Annotated in this window: 11 protein-coding genes; 1 reads left to right on the top strand and 10 read right to left on the bottom strand. The window is 73.0% G+C overall.

Going from position 1 to position 14,548, the window contains the following annotated elements:
- Positions 1 to 5: 5 nt before the first annotated feature.
- Genes OO60_RS31535 through OO60_RS31510 form a run of 6 tightly spaced genes read right to left on the bottom strand, consistent with a single transcriptional unit; the run spans position 6 to position 7,976 of the window.
- Complete coding sequence (locus OO60_RS31535; RefSeq protein ID WP_003053732.1) at positions 6 to 1,052, bottom strand: 3-oxoacyl-ACP synthase III family protein; 1,047 nt, start codon at positions 1,050 to 1,052, stop codon at positions 6 to 8.
- Positions 1,053 to 1,065: 13 nt separating this feature from the next.
- On the bottom strand, positions 1,066 to 2,325 hold the full coding sequence (locus tag OO60_RS31530; protein WP_003053730.1) for an ATP-grasp domain-containing protein: 1,260 nt from the start codon (positions 2,323 to 2,325) through the stop codon (positions 1,066 to 1,068).
- Entirely contained in the window at positions 2,318 to 4,288 is a 1,971-nt protein-coding gene (locus OO60_RS31525) for an acetyl/propionyl/methylcrotonyl-CoA carboxylase subunit alpha (RefSeq protein ID WP_003053728.1), read from the bottom strand. Before OO60_RS31525 ends, OO60_RS31530 begins: the two co-directional genes overlap by 8 nt.
- 6 nt (positions 4,289 to 4,294) lie before the next feature.
- Entirely contained in the window at positions 4,295 to 5,899 is a 1,605-nt protein-coding gene (locus tag OO60_RS31520) for a carboxyl transferase domain-containing protein (protein WP_033262699.1), read from the bottom strand.
- On the bottom strand, positions 5,896 to 7,101 hold the full coding sequence (locus OO60_RS31515) for an 8-amino-7-oxononanoate synthase family protein (RefSeq protein ID WP_004559469.1): 1,206 nt from the start codon (positions 7,099 to 7,101) through the stop codon (positions 5,896 to 5,898). Before OO60_RS31515 ends, OO60_RS31520 begins: the two co-directional genes overlap by 4 nt.
- A gap of 14 nt (positions 7,102 to 7,115) precedes the next feature.
- Positions 7,116 to 7,976, bottom strand: coding sequence for a 3-hydroxybutyryl-CoA dehydrogenase (locus OO60_RS31510; RefSeq protein ID WP_004559470.1), 861 nt, complete (start codon positions 7,974 to 7,976; stop codon positions 7,116 to 7,118).
- A gap of 598 nt (positions 7,977 to 8,574) precedes the next feature.
- On the opposite strand from OO60_RS31510, the gene OO60_RS31505 reads away from it, so the two are divergent.
- A complete protein-coding gene (locus tag OO60_RS31505; RefSeq protein WP_033262698.1) occupies positions 8,575 to 11,457 on the top strand; it encodes an ATP-binding protein in 2,883 nt (960 codons plus the stop codon).
- Between the two features lie 6 nt (positions 11,458 to 11,463).
- On the opposite strand, the gene OO60_RS31500 is transcribed toward OO60_RS31505, so the two are convergent.
- From OO60_RS31500 to OO60_RS31485, 4 genes are read right to left on the bottom strand one after another with little or no spacing between them, the layout of a single operon-like run.
- The gene (locus OO60_RS31500) at positions 11,464 to 12,396 is read right to left on the bottom strand and encodes an ABC transporter substrate-binding protein (RefSeq protein ID WP_003080372.1); all 933 of its coding nucleotides are present in this window, start codon (positions 12,394 to 12,396) and stop codon (positions 11,464 to 11,466) included.
- 8 nt (positions 12,397 to 12,404) lie between these two features.
- Entirely contained in the window at positions 12,405 to 13,172 is a 768-nt protein-coding gene (locus OO60_RS31495; RefSeq protein WP_033262697.1) for an amino acid ABC transporter ATP-binding protein, read from the bottom strand.
- A complete protein-coding gene (locus OO60_RS31490) occupies positions 13,169 to 14,035 on the bottom strand; it encodes an amino acid ABC transporter permease (RefSeq protein ID WP_003080366.1) in 867 nt (288 codons plus the stop codon). Before OO60_RS31490 ends, OO60_RS31495 begins: the two co-directional genes overlap by 4 nt.
- The gene (locus tag OO60_RS31485) at positions 14,032 to 14,517 is read right to left on the bottom strand and encodes a GNAT family N-acetyltransferase (protein ID WP_003080364.1); all 486 of its coding nucleotides are present in this window, start codon (positions 14,515 to 14,517) and stop codon (positions 14,032 to 14,034) included. Before OO60_RS31485 ends, OO60_RS31490 begins: the two co-directional genes overlap by 4 nt.
- Positions 14,518 to 14,548 lie beyond the last annotated feature (31 nt).

Raw genomic sequence — 14,548 nt, 5'->3', positions numbered from 1 at the left:
CTTTCTCAGCGGTGGGACAGGACTCCGGCGTGGTTTTCCGCGCCGGCTCCCGGTCGCGGCGGGGTGGCGGTCCAGCGGCACAGGCTGACGCCGAGGTTCATGCCGCCGCCGAACCCGGCCAGCAGCACGACGTCCCCGGTCTTCAGCGCACCGGACCGGTGGGCGGCGTCCAGGGTGATCGGCACGGACGCCGCCCCGGTGTTGCCGAACTCCCCGACGGTCAGGTGCAGCCGGGCGTTCGGCAGGCCGAGCGCGCCCGCGAGGTCGCGCAGCAGGACGCCGTTCGCCTGGTGCGGGACGAGGTGGTCGACGGCGTCGGCGGGCACCCCGCTCTCGCGCAGCGCGGCCGCGATCGCGCCCGGCACGTGCCCGGTGACGAACTCGCGCACGCCACGGCCGTCCATGCGGAAGAAGTGCTCGCCGTCCAGCACCGACCGGACCGACGCGGGCAGCCTGCTGCCGCCCGCCCGCACGCCGATCAGCTCGTGGCCGGCGCCGTGTCCGCGCAGCCGCGTGCCGATGACGCCCCCTCCCGCCGGTACCGCACCGAGTACGACCGCCCCCGCACCGTCACCGAACAGGATCGCGGTCTTCCGGTCACGCGGGTCCAGGATGCGGGAGTAGATGTCGGCGCCGATCACCAGCGCGTGGCCGCCGCCGCGCGTGTGCAGCAGCCCCTCGGCCATCGCGAGCGCGTAGACGAACCCGCTGCACACGGCGTTGACGTCGGCCGCGCTCGCCGAGCGGGCGCCGATGAGGTGCTGGACGAGGCTGGCCGTGGCCGGTTGCGGGTGGTCCGGGGTGGAGGTGGCGACGACGACGTGGTCGACGTCGTCCGGGCTCAGGCCGGCGGCCAGCAGCGCCCGGTCGGCCGCGATCGCCGCGAGGTTGGAGGTGGCCTGTCCCGGGGCGGCGTGCCGGCGTTCGCGGATGCCGGTCTTGCGTTCGATCCACGCCGCGTCGACCCCGGCCGCCGGGGCGATCTCGGCGTTGGGGACGACGCGATCGGGCAGGGCGGAGCCGGTGCCGATGATGCCGATGTCGGTGCTCATGTCGTCCTCGAAGTCAGCGCAGGGCCCACAGGCCCGGCAGGCGGTCGGGTTCGGGCTCGGGCACGAACTTCACCGAGTTCACGAGGTCGGCGGCCAGCGCGCTCGCGGCTTCGGCGGTGTCGGCGCCGACCACGACCAGGCCGACGCGGTCGCCGGAGCGGTGCAGGGGCCGGATCACGTCGCCCGCCTGCACGCCCAGCTCGGCATACAGAACCGCGGGGTGGGCGAGCACTTCGTCCCAGCCCTCGACGGCGGCGAGCCGCCCAGGTGGCGGCGTGAAGTACCGGACGGCGGCGCCACGGCTCGGTTCCAGGGAGACCTCCGGGAGCGGGCGCCCCAGCATGTCGTCGAAGACCAGGCCGTACAGCTCGAGGCCGGGGATGGCGTGGGCTAGCATGCGGTGGATCCAGTCGCCGCCGAAGCGGCCGTGCACCTCGCCGAGCACGACTCCGGCCGTGGTGAGCCACAGTTCGACGTGGAAGCCGCCGACGCGCAGGCCGAGCGTCTTCAGCGCGGCCGAGACCTGCTCGTCGATCTCGCGCCACCGGGCGTCCGGCAGGGGCGCGGGCAGCACGTGCCCGGTCTCGACGAAGAACGGCGGCGGCACCTTCTCCTTGGCCGTGACGGCGAGGATCTTCGGCTCGCCGCCCAGGAAGACGCCCTCGACGCTGAACTCCGGTCCCTCGACGAACTGCTCGACGAGGAACGCCTTCGCGTCCGGCAGCAGGGCGAGGGCCGCGGGCAGCTCGGCAGCCTCGGTCACCAGGCTGACACCGGTGCTGCCCATGGCGTCGCGGGGCTTCACGATCCACGGCCCGGTGTGGTCGCGCAGGAACGCTTCCGCCTCGGCGAGGTCCGCGCACAGGCGGACGACCGGCTGCGGGAACCCGGCGGCAGCCAGGGCTTCCCGGCAGGCGTCCTTGGTCCGGACGCGGTGCACGGCCTCCGGCGGGTTGCCGGGAGCGCCGACCGCTTCGGCCGTCTCGGCGACGGCGACCTGAGCCAGTTCCTGCAGCGCGTAGACGGCGTCGAAGCGCTCGCCGCTGCCGCGTGCCCAGGCCGCGGACTCGCCGGGCCGCAGCACGTCGACGACGGACGTTCCGTCGGCCTTGGCGACGACGTCCGCCGTCGCCTCGAGGACCTCCGCGGTGTTCGTGACGTGCACGCGGATCCCGCGCGCCGCCGCCTGGGCCAGTGCCTCGGCCGCCATGTCGAGGCTGAAGCTCAGCGGCCGGGCGCCGCCGACGAACAACAGGGCCGGTGCGTCAGACATGGGTGTCTCCTTCGGCTTTCAGGGTGATCAGGACCTGGTCGGCGGTGACGCCGTCGCCCGCGGCGCAAGAGAGCCGCTCGACGGTGCCGGCGAAGGGCGCGAGGATGCGGTTCTCCATCTTCATCGCCTCGACGACCGCGAGCAGCTCCCCCGCTTCGACCCGGGCACCGGGTGCGCACGCCACGCCGACGACGACCCCGGGCATCGGCGTGCGCACCGCGCCGTCGGACGCTTCGCCGCCGCCTTCGTCGAAGGTGCGGCGCGCCAGGGCGACGCGGTGGCCGCCGACGACGATCTCGTAGCCGTCCGCGGTGGGCAAACCCGTCCAGCGGGTGGTCCCGGCCGTGCCGTGGAACAGCCCGTCCGGGGCCCGCTCGGCGAGGACGGCGAACCGGTGGCCGCCGGTCTCGACGTGCAGCCCGGCCCGGTCGCGGGACAGCAGCCGGGCCTCGCGGTCGCGGCCGTCGTGGCGCAGGACGACCCGGCCGAGCGGCGCTTCCGGGTCGAGCGCGGCCCGGTCGAAGGCGCCGATCGTGCCGGTCCACGGGGACGCGGTCACCGGCCGGTCCGGCACCGCCATCGCCGCCGCGCACGCGAGGGCCAGTGCGTCCCGGGAGTGCGGAGCCGGGCGGGCGGTGCAGGTGTCGACGAAGTGGGTGTCGACGCGGCCGTCGGCGACCCGGGGTTCGGCCAGCAGGCCGGCCAGGAACCCGAGGTTCGTCGTGAGCCCGAGGATCGTCGTGTCCTCGATGGCCGTGCGGAGCCGGGCGAGCGCCGCGGGCCGGTCGGGTCCGGTGGCCACGAGCTTCGCGACCATCGGGTCGTAGCACCCCGGTACCGCGCCGGAATCGTCGAACGCGGCCTCGACCCGGACGTCCCGGGGCCAGCGGACGACCTCGGCGCGGCCCGGCGCCGGCCGGAACCCGTGCTCCGGGTCCTCGGCGTACACGCGGCACTCGATCGCGTGCCCGCTGGCGTGGATCTGCCACTGCGGCAGCGGAAGCGGGTCGCCGTCGGCGACGAGCAGCTGCCACTCGACCAGGTCCAGGCCGGTGATCTCCTCGGTGACCGGGTGCTCGACCTGCAGCCGGGTGTTGACCTCCAGGAAGAAGAACTGCCCGTCGCCGTCGAGGACGAACTCGAACGTGCCCGCCCCGACGTAGCCGAGCGCGGTGGCGCCGCGGACCGCCGCGTCCAGCAGGGCGTGGCGGGTCGTCGCGGACAGGTGCGGTGCGGGCGCCTCCTCGACGATCTTCTGGTGCCGCCGCTGCAGCGAGCACTCGCGTTCGAGGAGGTGGACGACGTTGCCGTGCCGGTCACCGAAGACCTGCACCTCGATGTGCCGCGGCGCGGCGACGTACCGTTCGGCCAGCAGCCGGCCGTCGCCGAACCCGGCGCGTCCCAGCCGGACGGCTTCCGCGGCCGCCTCGGGCAGCTCGGTGTCGCCGTGCACCACCTGCATGCCCTTGCCACCGCCGCCGGCGACCGGCTTGAGGATCACCGGGTAGCCGATCCGGCGGGCGTCGGCGAGCAGGACGTCCGCGGACTCGGTCGCGTGCTCGGACCCGGGCAGCACCGGCACCCCGGCCGCGGCCATCAGCTCCCGGGCCCGGGCCTTGTCCCCCATCGCCTCGATCGTGGCCGCGTCCGGTCCGATGTAGACCAGCCCGGCGCGGGTGACGCGGTCGGCGAACGCCGGATTCTCGGAGAGGAAGCCGTACCCGGGGTGGACGGCGTCGCAGTCGGTCCGCAGCGCGGCCTCGACGACGGCGTCGATGTCGAGGTAGCTCTCCCGCGCCGCCGAGGGTCCGATGTGGACGATCTCGATCGCGCCCTCGAGGTGGGCCGCACCGGCGTCCGCGTCGGAGTGCACGGCCACGTAGTCCACGCCCAGGCGGCGGCAGGTGCGCGCGATCCGGCGGGCGATCTCCCCGCGGTTGGCGATCAGCACACGCTTCGGCATCGTCCCTCACATCCTGAAGACCCCGAAGCGGGTCTCCCGCTTCGGCGCGTCGGCGGCCATGGCCAGGCACAGCGCCAGCCAGTCCCGCGTCTCGACCGGGTCGACGACGGCGTCGACCCACAGCCGGGCCGCGTAGTACAGCGGCTGCGCCTGCCGTTCGTAGGCGGCGAGGATCGGCTCGCGGATCTCCGCCTCCTCCTCGGGCGTGAGCTCCCGGCCCTCCTTGGCGAGCTGGTCACCGCGGATCAGGGTCATCACCTTGGCCGTCTGCTCCGCTCCGACCACAGTGGACCGCGCGCTGGGCCACATGGCCATCAGCTGCGAGCCCATCGACCGGCCGCACATGGCGAAGTTCCCGGCGCCGTAGCTGCCGCCGATCACCAGGCTGAACTTCGGCACCTTCGCGCACGACACGGCGTTGACGAGCTTCGCGCCGTGCTTGGTGATGCCACCGGCTTCGTACTCGGCACCGACCATGAACCCGTTGATGTTGTGCAGGAACAGCAGCGGGATGTCCCGCTGCGCGCACACTTCGATGAAGTTCGCGGCCTTCTGCGCGCTCTCGGAGAACAGCACGCCGTCGTTGATCAGCACGCCCACCGGGTAGCCGCCGACGTGCCCGGTGCCGCAGACCATCGTCGGGCCGAAGCGGGCGCGGTATTCGGTGAACTCGCTGTCGTCGACCAGCCGGGCCAGGACTTCGCGGGCCGGGATGTGCTCCTTGAGCCCGGCGCTGACCACGCCGGGCAGCTCGGCGGGGTCGTACTTCGGCGGCCGGGGTGACCGCGGTGGCGGTGACAGCGGCGGCCGGGTGCTGCGGGCGGCCAGCTCACGCAGGATCTCGAGGGCGTGGTCGTCGTTCTCGGCGAGGTGGTCGGCGACGCCGGTGACGCGGGTGTGCAGGTCGGCGCCGCCGAGCGTCTCCGCGTCGACGACCTCACCGGTCGCCGCGCGCACCAGCTGCGGGCCGCCGAGGAACACCGTGCCGGTGCCGCGCACCATCACCGTCTCGTCACACATCGCCGGGATGTACGCGCCGCCCGCGGTGCACGAGCCCATCACCGCGGCCAGCTGGGGCAGTCCTTCGGCCGACATCTCGGCGATGTTGCGGAAGATCCGGCCGAGGTGGTCCTCGTCGGGGAAGAGGTCCTCCTGCAGCGGCAGGAACACCCCGCCGGAGTCGACCAGGTAGAGGCAGCCGAGGCCGTTCTCCCGGGCGATCTTCTGCCCGCGCAGGTGCTTGCGGACGCCGAGCGGGAAGTAGGTGCCGCCCTTCACCGTGGCGTCGTTGGCGAACACCACGAACGGCCGTCCCGCCACGAGCCCGATCCCGACGACGAGCGCAGCCGAGGGCACCGGCTCGTCGTAGACGCCGTGCGCGGCGAGCTGCCCGATCTCCAGCAGCGGCGTGCCGGGGTCCAGCAGCCGTGCGACACGCTGCCGGGCGGTCAGCTTGCCGCGGGCGGCGTGCTTGCGGTGGGCCTGGTCGCTGCCGCCGGCCAGCGCCGCGGCCCGGGCCGCGGCGATGACCTCCCGGTTGGCTTCGAAGTCCTCGACGTTGCGCCGGAACTCCGGCGAACCGGTGTCGACGTGCGAGAGCAGCGCGGTCACGCGTCCCCCAGCGAGCCGAGCAGGGCGGCGAACCGCTCGATTTCGGCCGTGGTCATGCTGGCGCGCAGCATGATCCGGAGGCCGGCTTTGCCGCGGCCGATGATCGGGAAGAAGATCGGCGAGACGTAGAACCCGTTGCGGAACAGGTCCTGGGCGAGCCGGACGGTGGCGTCCTCCGAGCCGACCCGGACGAACCGGATCGGCAGCCCGTCCCCGCGCTCGCCGGTCTCCACCAAGCGGTCGAAGAGCGCGATGTTGTCCTGCAGGCGCTGCTGCAGGACCGTCAGCTCGTCGGTCCGGTGCAGTTCGGCGGACGCGAGCAGCCCGCCGAGGCCCGCGGTGTTGATCCGCTGCGACCACATCAGCGGCCCGCCGTTGCGCTGCGCGGTGTCCAGCCGCCACTGGGAACCCCGCCTGCCGAGGAAGATCGCGCCACCGGACGCGCCGAACCCCTTGTTGAGCGAGGTGATGATGATCGTGCGGTCGTTGATCTGCCCGAGCTCCTCCAGGACCACGCCACGGCCGCGGTGGCCGACCGTCGAAATGCCGTGTGCCTCGTCGAAGACCAGGAACAGGCCGTACTTCTCCTGCAGCCGCAGCAGGTCCTTCACCGGCGCCTGTCCCCCGGTGCTGTAGACGCCGTCGGCGACGTAGGCGACCCGCTTGTGCTGCTTGCACAACGCTTCGAGCGCTTCGACGTCGTTGTGCGGCACCACGGCGACTTCGGTCTCGTCGGCGACGCTCGGCTTCATCGCGTTGAGGCAGAAGTGCGCGTTCTTGTCGAACACCATCAGCGGCGGCTCGTCCTCGGTGAACAGTCCCGAGGCGACCAGCGGCAGCGCCGCCCACGCCGCGGCGGCGCACGAGTTGAGGGTGACGGCTTCGACGTCGAACAGCTCCGACAGCGCGGCTTCGGCGTCCTTCAACGCGCCGAAGCGCACCCGCATCCGGGACGTCGAGGTGTTCAGCGCGCCTTCGGCCAGCACGGCGTCGGCCGCGGCCCGCACCAGCCGCGGGTGCGTGTCGAGGCCGAGGTAGGAGTACGACGACATGTTGACGAACTCGTGGCCGTCGGCGAGCGCGCGGTGGCGCCCGTCGCCGAGCCCGGCCACGACGACGTCGAACAGGCCGGCCTTGTCGGTGACGTCCCAGAAGTCGTCGCTGATCCGGGCGGACTTCTTGATGTTGAGGAACGAGTGCACGGTGGTCTCCCGGTTCAGTAGGTGTGGAAGCCGCGGCCGGTCTTGCGGCCGAGGTGGCCGGCCTCGACCAGCCGCGAAAGCGACGGCGGGGCGGCGTAGAGCGGCTGCTTGAACTCCTCGTGCAGCGCGGCCGCGATCGCGGCGACGACATCGAGGCCGATCAGGTCGGCCAGCCGCAGCGGTCCCATCGGGTGCGCGCAGCCGAGTTCCATCGCCCGGTCGACGTCTTCGGCCGGGCAGTAGCCCGTGCCGACCATGCGGATCGCGGCGAGGAGGTACGGGATCAGCAGGGCGTTGACGACGAAGCCGCTCTGGTCGGCGACGACGACCGCCTCCCGGTCGAGGGTGTGCTCGGCGAAGGCGGTGACCCGCTCGGTCACCTCGGCGGCCGTCGGCAGCGCCGGAACGACCTCGACGAGCCGCATGGCCGGGGCGGGGTTGAAGAAATGCAGGCCGATCACCCGCTCCGGCCGCGCGGTGGCCGCGGCGAGCCGCGTGATCGCGATCGCCGACGTGGTGCTGGCCAGGACCGTGTCGTCGCCGGCGACCTTGTCGAGGGTGGCGAGGAGGCCGAGCTTCAGCTGCTCGTCCTCGGGGACCGCCTCGATGATCAGGTCCCGGTCGGCGAGCTCGGCGAGGTCCGTGCGCACCGTGATCCGGGCGAGCGCGGCGTCGCGCTCGGCCGGCGTCAGCTTCCCCTTGTCGACGCGGCGGCCGAGCGACGCCGCGATCTTCCGCGGAGCCGAGGTCAGGGACGACTCCCGGGACACCGCCAGCCGGACGTCGAGCCCCCTCGTCGCGCAGAGCTCGGCGATCCCCGCGCCCATCGTGCCGGAGCCGACCACGCCGACCCGGGCGATTTCGTTCGTACTCAATTGTTTCCCCGCATTCTGCCGTGCGCGGCATGGGCGTTACCACGGGCAGGAGCTGTCCTGCCCGAGAACGAAATGTCCGATCTTCCCCACGGAAGGGCAGGCGCCCACCCGGAACGGGACCAGGCTGTTTCCTCCGCGCCTGATCCGTCGTGCCACCCCAGTGCCCCGGTCACTTCACCCCAGCCGCGGCGTCGCCAGTCTGCCCATGGCGGGCGGCGCCGCGCCATGGGGGCCGCGCCCCCGAATTCCCGGCGGCGGCCGCGCCCGGCCGCGGATTCCCGGCGAACAGGGCGGATCGTGCGGCCGGACCGGTGGACCGGACCACAGTGCGGCCTGGATCACGGAGCTTCCGGCGCCCCGGCAGTCCCGCCGTCCTGTCAACCCCCGAACGGACGATCCGCCTTCTCCCGAAACCCCGCCGCCCGAACCGGAAATGTGGGGGAACCGCCCCACCACCGGAAATTCCAGCATCCGGTCCCGCTTGGCCACGGCACGGCGATCGGGTATCCAATGGTGTGCCCGCACGGCGGGCCGGAGACCTGGGGGTCGATTCGATGCGTGAATACGATTGTTCCGATGAGCGCGGCGCAATACCGGCATGCTGATCCGCTCGCCCGGAGTCTTCGGCCGCGATCCCGAGCTGCGCGAATCGGCCAAGGCGCTCGACAACGCGCTGGCCGGGCACGGCGGTGCCGTCTTCCTCGTCGGCGAAAGCGGGATCGGGAAGTCCCGCCTCGCGCGGGAGCTGGCCACCCGGGCCGCCGCCCGGGGTGCCCGGGTGCTGCGCGGCAGCGGGAGTGCCATCGGCCCGGTGGTGCCGTTCCGGCCGCTGGCCGAAGCGCTGTTTTCGCTGACGAGGGACGCCGAACCGATCGATGTCGGCGACCTCGGCCCGTACCTGCCGGCGCTGGGCGTGCTGGTGCCCGACTGGCGAAGCGGGCCGGCGGCCGACCTGGCGCCGCCGCTGCTCGTGGTCGCCGAAGCCGTACTGCGCCTGCTCACCGTGGTGGGCCGGGCCGGCGGCTGCGTGCTCGTGCTCGACGACCTGCACGACACCGACGCCGAAACGCTGTTCCTGCTGGAGTACCTGGTCAGCAACGTGGGTTCGGCCCGGGTGCTGCTGGTCGGCACGATCCGCGACGGCGCCTCCGCCGCCCACGACATCGCCCGGTCCGCCGCCCGGCAGGGGGTCTGTGCACTTCGGACACTGCGCCGGCTGGGCCGCGCCGACGTCCACGAGATGGTCGCGGCGTGCCTCGGCACGGACCGCGAGCACGTGCCGCCCGCCACGGCCGCCCACCTGTGGCAGCTCAGCTCGGGAATCCCGTTCCTCGTCGAGGAACTGCTGCACGAGCTGGTCCAGGACGGCGTGCTGGCCGACGGCCCCGGCGGCTGGCACCTGGCGGACCGGCCGGCGGGCACCGTGCCGGCCGCGCTGATCACCAGCATCGCCGCACGGCTGGGCAAGCTCGGGCCGGCCGGGGCGGATCTGCTGGCCGCGGCGGCGGTCCTCGGCACCCGGTTCCCCGCTCCGGTGGTGCAGCGGACCATCGGTGCCGACGACCGCACCGTGGCGGTGTTCCTCGACTCCGCCGTCGAGGCCCGGCTCGTCAAGCCGGACCCGGCCGCGGCCGGCTGGTACGTCTTCGAACACCCGCTCACGGCCGAAGCGGTGCTCACCCAGCTGGGTCCCACCCGGCGCGCCGAGCTCGCCCGGGTCGCGGCCGACGCGGCGGAGCTGCTGCACCCCGGCCTGCCCGGCGACTGGTGCACGCGGGCCGCGCGGCTGCGGCAGCTCGCGGGTGACCGGGCCGCGGCCGGGCGGTTGTTCGCCGACGCCGGGCACCGGGCACTGGCGGCGGGGAGCGCCGCGGCCGCGGTCGGCCTGCTGGACCAGGCCGATGCGCTGCTGGTGGAGAGCCCCGACCTGCCGTTGCGGGGCGCCGTCCTGGAATCGCTGGTGCACGCGCTCGGCGAGACCGGGCAGACCGGCCGCGCGTTCGCACTGGCGAACCGGTTTTCCGAGATCGGGCTGTTCGACCGGGCTCCGGCGCTGCACGCGCGGCTGGCCTGGGCGGCGCACCTGGCCGGCCGGACCGGCGACGGGCTCGCCCAGGTGACCGCGGCGCGCGCCCGGCTCGGCCCCGCCGGCGGCGATCGGCACCGCGCCGCGGTCGACGCCGTCCACGCGCACCTGCTCCTCGAAGCACCGCGTTCCGGCCGCCCGGGAGAAGCCGGGCGGCTCGCCGCGGCCGCGCTGGAGCAGGCCGAGCGGCACGACGACCCGGCCGTCGCCGTCCAGGCGCTGCTGGGGCTGAGCGCCCTCGCCGAGCACCCGGCGGTGGCCCGCGACCACCTCGAACGGGCGCGGCAGCTCACCGAAACCCACCGGCTCCCGTTGTGGCGCACGCACGTGCTGCGGCGGCTGGGTGAGCACGCGGCGCTGGCGAACGGCGACACCGGCGACCTGGAACTGGCCCGCGCGCAGGCGGCGCGCGGCGGCGCGGTGGCGGCGGCGCACGCGGCCGAAGCCGACGCGATCCTGCACGGGCCCGTGCTCGGCGGGGACTACCGCGCCGCCGGGCAGCGCCTGGCGGACCTGACGGCGCAGCACCACCTGGGCGCCGCGGCCGGGCGAACGCACGTCGTCCGCGCGGTCTCCGCGGCGCACCAGGCCGACCGGGCCGGCCTGGCCGCGGCGATCACCGCCTTCCGCGCCGCGGACGGCGACCGGCACCCGGACCTCGCCCTGTGCCTCGGCCTGGGCCAGGCGTTCTGCGCCCTGCTGGAAGAGGACCACGACCGGGCCCGGCGCGATCTGAAGCTGGCGCGAGCCCACGAACCCGGCGGCTCACCGCTGGCGGGACGGCACGGAATCGAGCTGCTGCTCGGCGTTCTCGCCCACGACTCCGGCCCGGCGGAACTCACCGTCGCGGCGTCCGCCGAAGAGAGCGGCTTCCGCTGGAACCGGCAGTTCGCCGCCCTCGCGGAGGCGGTGCTCCACGGCCGTCAAGGCGACACCGCGCGCGCGGAAGTGGCGGCGAAGGAAGCCCGGGAAGCGGCTCTGCCGTATCGGATGGCCGGGCACCTCGGTGCGCGCCTGGTCGCCGAAGCCGCGCTGGCCGACGGCTGGGGCGATCCGGTGACGTGGCTGCGCCAGGCGGAGGAGTACTTCCACGACGGGGCGGTCCCGGCGGTCGCCGGCGCGTGCCGCACCCTCCTGCGGCGGGCCGGGGAGCCGGTGCGGCAGCGGCGGCACGGCCTGCACCGGCTCCCCCGCGAGCTGCGCGACGCCGGTGTGACGGTGCGCGAGTACGACGTGTTCCAGCTCCTCGCGCACCGGCTCGGCAACACCGACATCGCCCGGCGCCTGCTGATCTCGCCGAAAACGGTCGAGAAGCACGTCTCCAGCCTGATGGCCAAGACGAAGCTTCCCGACCGCGTGACGCTGTTCGACTACGCGGCCGCGATCAGCCGCTGAGCCGCTTCACTTCCGGGGCAGGCCCCGCGGGTTGACCTCGGAGGCCGGCAGTCCCTCCGAGGTGAGGTTCCAGCGCTTGAGGACCTCCGCGTACTGCCCGTTCTTGATCACCGTGTCGAGCGCCTGCTGCAGCGCCTTCACCAGACCGTCGTCCTTCTTCGTCATCGCCGCGATGTCGGCCGGGATGGTGCCGCCACCGGAGACGGTGCCGACGATCTTGGTCGTCCCGTCGACGGCCACGTGGTAGGCCGAGGTCGGGTTCGGGCCGACGTAGGCGTCGATGCGGCCGGACTGCAGGGCCAGGTAGTAGTCGGAGGTCACCTGGTAGTACTGGAACTTCACCGGCGCCAGCCCGGCCGCCTTGTTCTGCTGGTCCCAGCGCAGCAGGATCTGCTCCTGGTTCGTCCCGGCGCCCACGCCGACGGTGAGCCCGGCGATGTCCTTCGGCTCCTTGACGGTGACGTCCTTCTCCTTCTTCACCTCGAACGCGATGGTGTCCTTGCGGTAGGTGGCGAAGTCGTACTTGTCCTTGCGTTCCTCGGTCACCGTGATGTTCGAGAACCCGGCGTCGAACTGCCGGTTCTCCACCGACAGGAACAGGTTCTCCCACGACGACGCCTGCAGGTCGAGCTTGAGGCCGAGGACGTCGGCGACCAGCTGCGCGAGGTCGGGCTCGACGCCGATGACCGTCTTGTCGTCGTCGGCGCGGAAGGACAGCGGCGGGGTGCCGTTGCCGGTGGTCCCGACGACCAGGGTGCCGCGGGTGCGGATGCCGGCGGGGACGAGCGCGGCGATCGCGTCCACCTTCTGCGCCCGGACGCGGTGCTGGTCGGCGGTGATGTTGACGCCGCCGGGCTTCTCCGGGGCCGTCGCGGCCTCCGGGCTGCCGCAGGCGGCGAGCGCGAACACCGAAGCGAGCAGAAGGGTTCTCAGTCTCATGACTCTCCTCAAAGGACTTTTTCGACGAAGGCCCGGGTGCGGGCGTGGCGGGGGTTGTCGAGCACCTCGGCGGGCGGGCCCTGTTCGACCACACGGCCCGCGTCGAGGAAGACGACGGTGTCGGCGACTTCGCGGGCGAAGCCGAGTTCGTGGGTGACGACGATCATCGTGGTCCCGGTCCGCGCCAGGTCGCGGATGACCGCGAGGACCTCCCCGACCAGCTCGGGATCGAGCGCCGACGTGGGTTCGTCGAAGAGCAGGACGCCGGGTTCGAGGGCGAGCGCCCGGGCGATCGCGACCCGCTGCTGCTGGCCGCCGGACAGTCGCCGCGGGTACTGGCCGGCCTTGTCGGCGAGCCCGACCCGGTCGAGCAGTTCGCGCGCCTTGGCCTCGGCTTCCGCGCGCGGACGGCGTTGCGCGGAGATCGGTGCCTCGACGACGTTCTCCAGCACGGTCAAGTGCCCGAACAGGTTGAAGTTCTGGAAGACGAAGCCGATCTTCGTGCGCTGCTTGAGGATCTCGCGTTCCTTGAGCTCGTGCAGCCGGTTCCCGGACCGGCGGTAGCCCATCAGCTCGCCGCCGACGCTGATGAAGCCGCGGTCGGCGCGTTCGAGGTGGTTGATCAGCCGCAGCAGCGTCGACTTCCCGGACCCCGACGGTCCCAGCAGGACGGTCACTTCACCCTGGCGCACCCGCAGATCGACGCCGTCCAGCACGGTCAGCGCCCCGAAGCTCTTGTGGACCCCGCGAACGTCCACTGTGTACTCGGCGGTCATGCCCCGCGCCCCAGCCGGCGTTCGACGTAGTACTGCACGACCGACAGCACGCTGGTCAGGGCGAGGTACCAGGCGGTGGCCACCAGCAGCAGCGGGATCACCCGGCCGCTGCGCGTGTAGATCACCTGCACCTGGTAGAACAACTCCGGCAACGCCATGACGTACACCTGGGACGTCGCTTTCAGCAGGCCGACGATCTCGTTGGCCGCGGTCGGCACGATGGTGCGCAGCGCCTGCGGCAGCACGATCCGGCGGAACTGCCGCCCGGCCGGGATACCCAGCGCCGCGGCCGCCTCGCGCTGCCCCGCGTCCACCGAGAGGAAGCCCGCGCGGACGATCTCCGCGGCGTAGGCGCCCTGGTGCAACGCGAGCCCGAGCCCGGCGGCGAGGAACGGCGGGATCAGGCTCATCGTCCCGACCGAGACGAACGAGGGGCCGAACGGGATGCCGAACGAGAGCTCGTTGTAGAGGATGGCGAGGTTGTACCAGAACAGCAGCTGCAGGATGAGCGGGACCGATCGGAAGATCCACGTGTAGGTCCAGCTGACCGCGCGCAGCAGCGGATTCCGCGATACCCGCATCAACGCCAGCACGGTGCCGAGCAGAAACCCGGCCACCACCCCGAACAGCGTCAGTTCGAGGGTCAGCGCGACCGCTTCCAAGATCGATTTCTGGAAGACGAACTTGGCGAACGTCGGCCAGTCGAACGCCTTGTTGGTCACCAGCGCGTGGCCGGCCATCGCGACCAGGACCGCGACGACGGCGGCGGCCACCCAGGTCAGCGGATGGCGTGCGGGAACGATCTTCAGCGCTTCGTCCGGTGTCGCGGCGGCAGCGGGCCGCGTCCCGAGATCACTGGTCATCTCGCCCCCACCGCGGCGGGAAGGGCTTTCGAGAAGGGCAACCGCGTCCGGGGCGCGGCGTCGACGTCGAAGTGCGGCGTGTACCCGGTGGCCAGGTAGAGCCCGCGCGCCTCGGGCTGGTTCGGGCCGGTGGTGAGGAAGATCCGGGCGTACCCGCGGACGGCGGCTTCGGCCTCCAGTTCGGCGACGACCCGGCGGGCGAGGCCGCGGCCGCGGTGCGCGGGGTGCGTCCAGATCCGCTTGAGCTCGGCGGTTTCCCCGTCGTAGCGCTGGAAGGCGCCACCGGCGACGGCGATGCCGTCCGTCAGGAGCAGCACCAACCCGCCGTGCGGTGGGGCGAACCGTTCCGCCGGGTACTCGCGGAGTTCGAAGTGGACGTCGTTGAGCACGCGGTGGTAGCGCGACGAATACTCGCGGGCCAGGTCGGCGAGCAGCGGCCGGACCCGCGGATCAGACTGGGCGACCCAGACGGATTCGGGCATGAGGATACCTGTTCCGGAAAAGGGAAAGGGA

The organism is Amycolatopsis vancoresmycina (genome assembly GCF_000716785.1).
In the GTDB taxonomy this organism is placed as follows: Bacteria; Actinomycetota; Actinomycetes; order Mycobacteriales; family Pseudonocardiaceae; genus Amycolatopsis; species Amycolatopsis vancoresmycina.
Note: the sequence above shows the minus strand (reverse complement) of the source record. Positions and strands in the feature narration are given on the sequence as shown.

What these genes read in the sequence shown, in the direction of transcription:
- OO60_RS31505 (WP_033262698.1), top strand. Translation starts at nt 8,575, where the DNA reads ATGCTGATCCGCTCGCCCGGAGTCTTCGGCCGCGATCCCGAGCTGCGC.
- OO60_RS31535 (WP_003053732.1), bottom strand. Translation starts at nt 1,052, where the DNA reads ATGAGCACCGACATCGGCATCATCGGCACCGGCTCCGCCCTGCCCGAT.
- OO60_RS31485 (WP_003080364.1), bottom strand. Translation starts at nt 14,517, where the DNA reads ATGCCCGAATCCGTCTGGGTCGCCCAGTCTGATCCGCGGGTCCGGCCG.
- OO60_RS31490 (WP_003080366.1), bottom strand. Translation starts at nt 14,035, where the DNA reads ATGACCAGTGATCTCGGGACGCGGCCCGCTGCCGCCGCGACACCGGAC.
- OO60_RS31500 (WP_003080372.1), bottom strand. Translation starts at nt 12,396, where the DNA reads ATGAGACTGAGAACCCTTCTGCTCGCTTCGGTGTTCGCGCTCGCCGCC.
- OO60_RS31495 (WP_033262697.1), bottom strand. Translation starts at nt 13,172, where the DNA reads ATGACCGCCGAGTACACAGTGGACGTTCGCGGGGTCCACAAGAGCTTC.
- OO60_RS31525 (WP_003053728.1), bottom strand. Translation starts at nt 4,288, where the DNA reads ATGCCGAAGCGTGTGCTGATCGCCAACCGCGGGGAGATCGCCCGCCGG.
- OO60_RS31530 (WP_003053730.1), bottom strand. Translation starts at nt 2,325, where the DNA reads ATGTCTGACGCACCGGCCCTGTTGTTCGTCGGCGGCGCCCGGCCGCTG.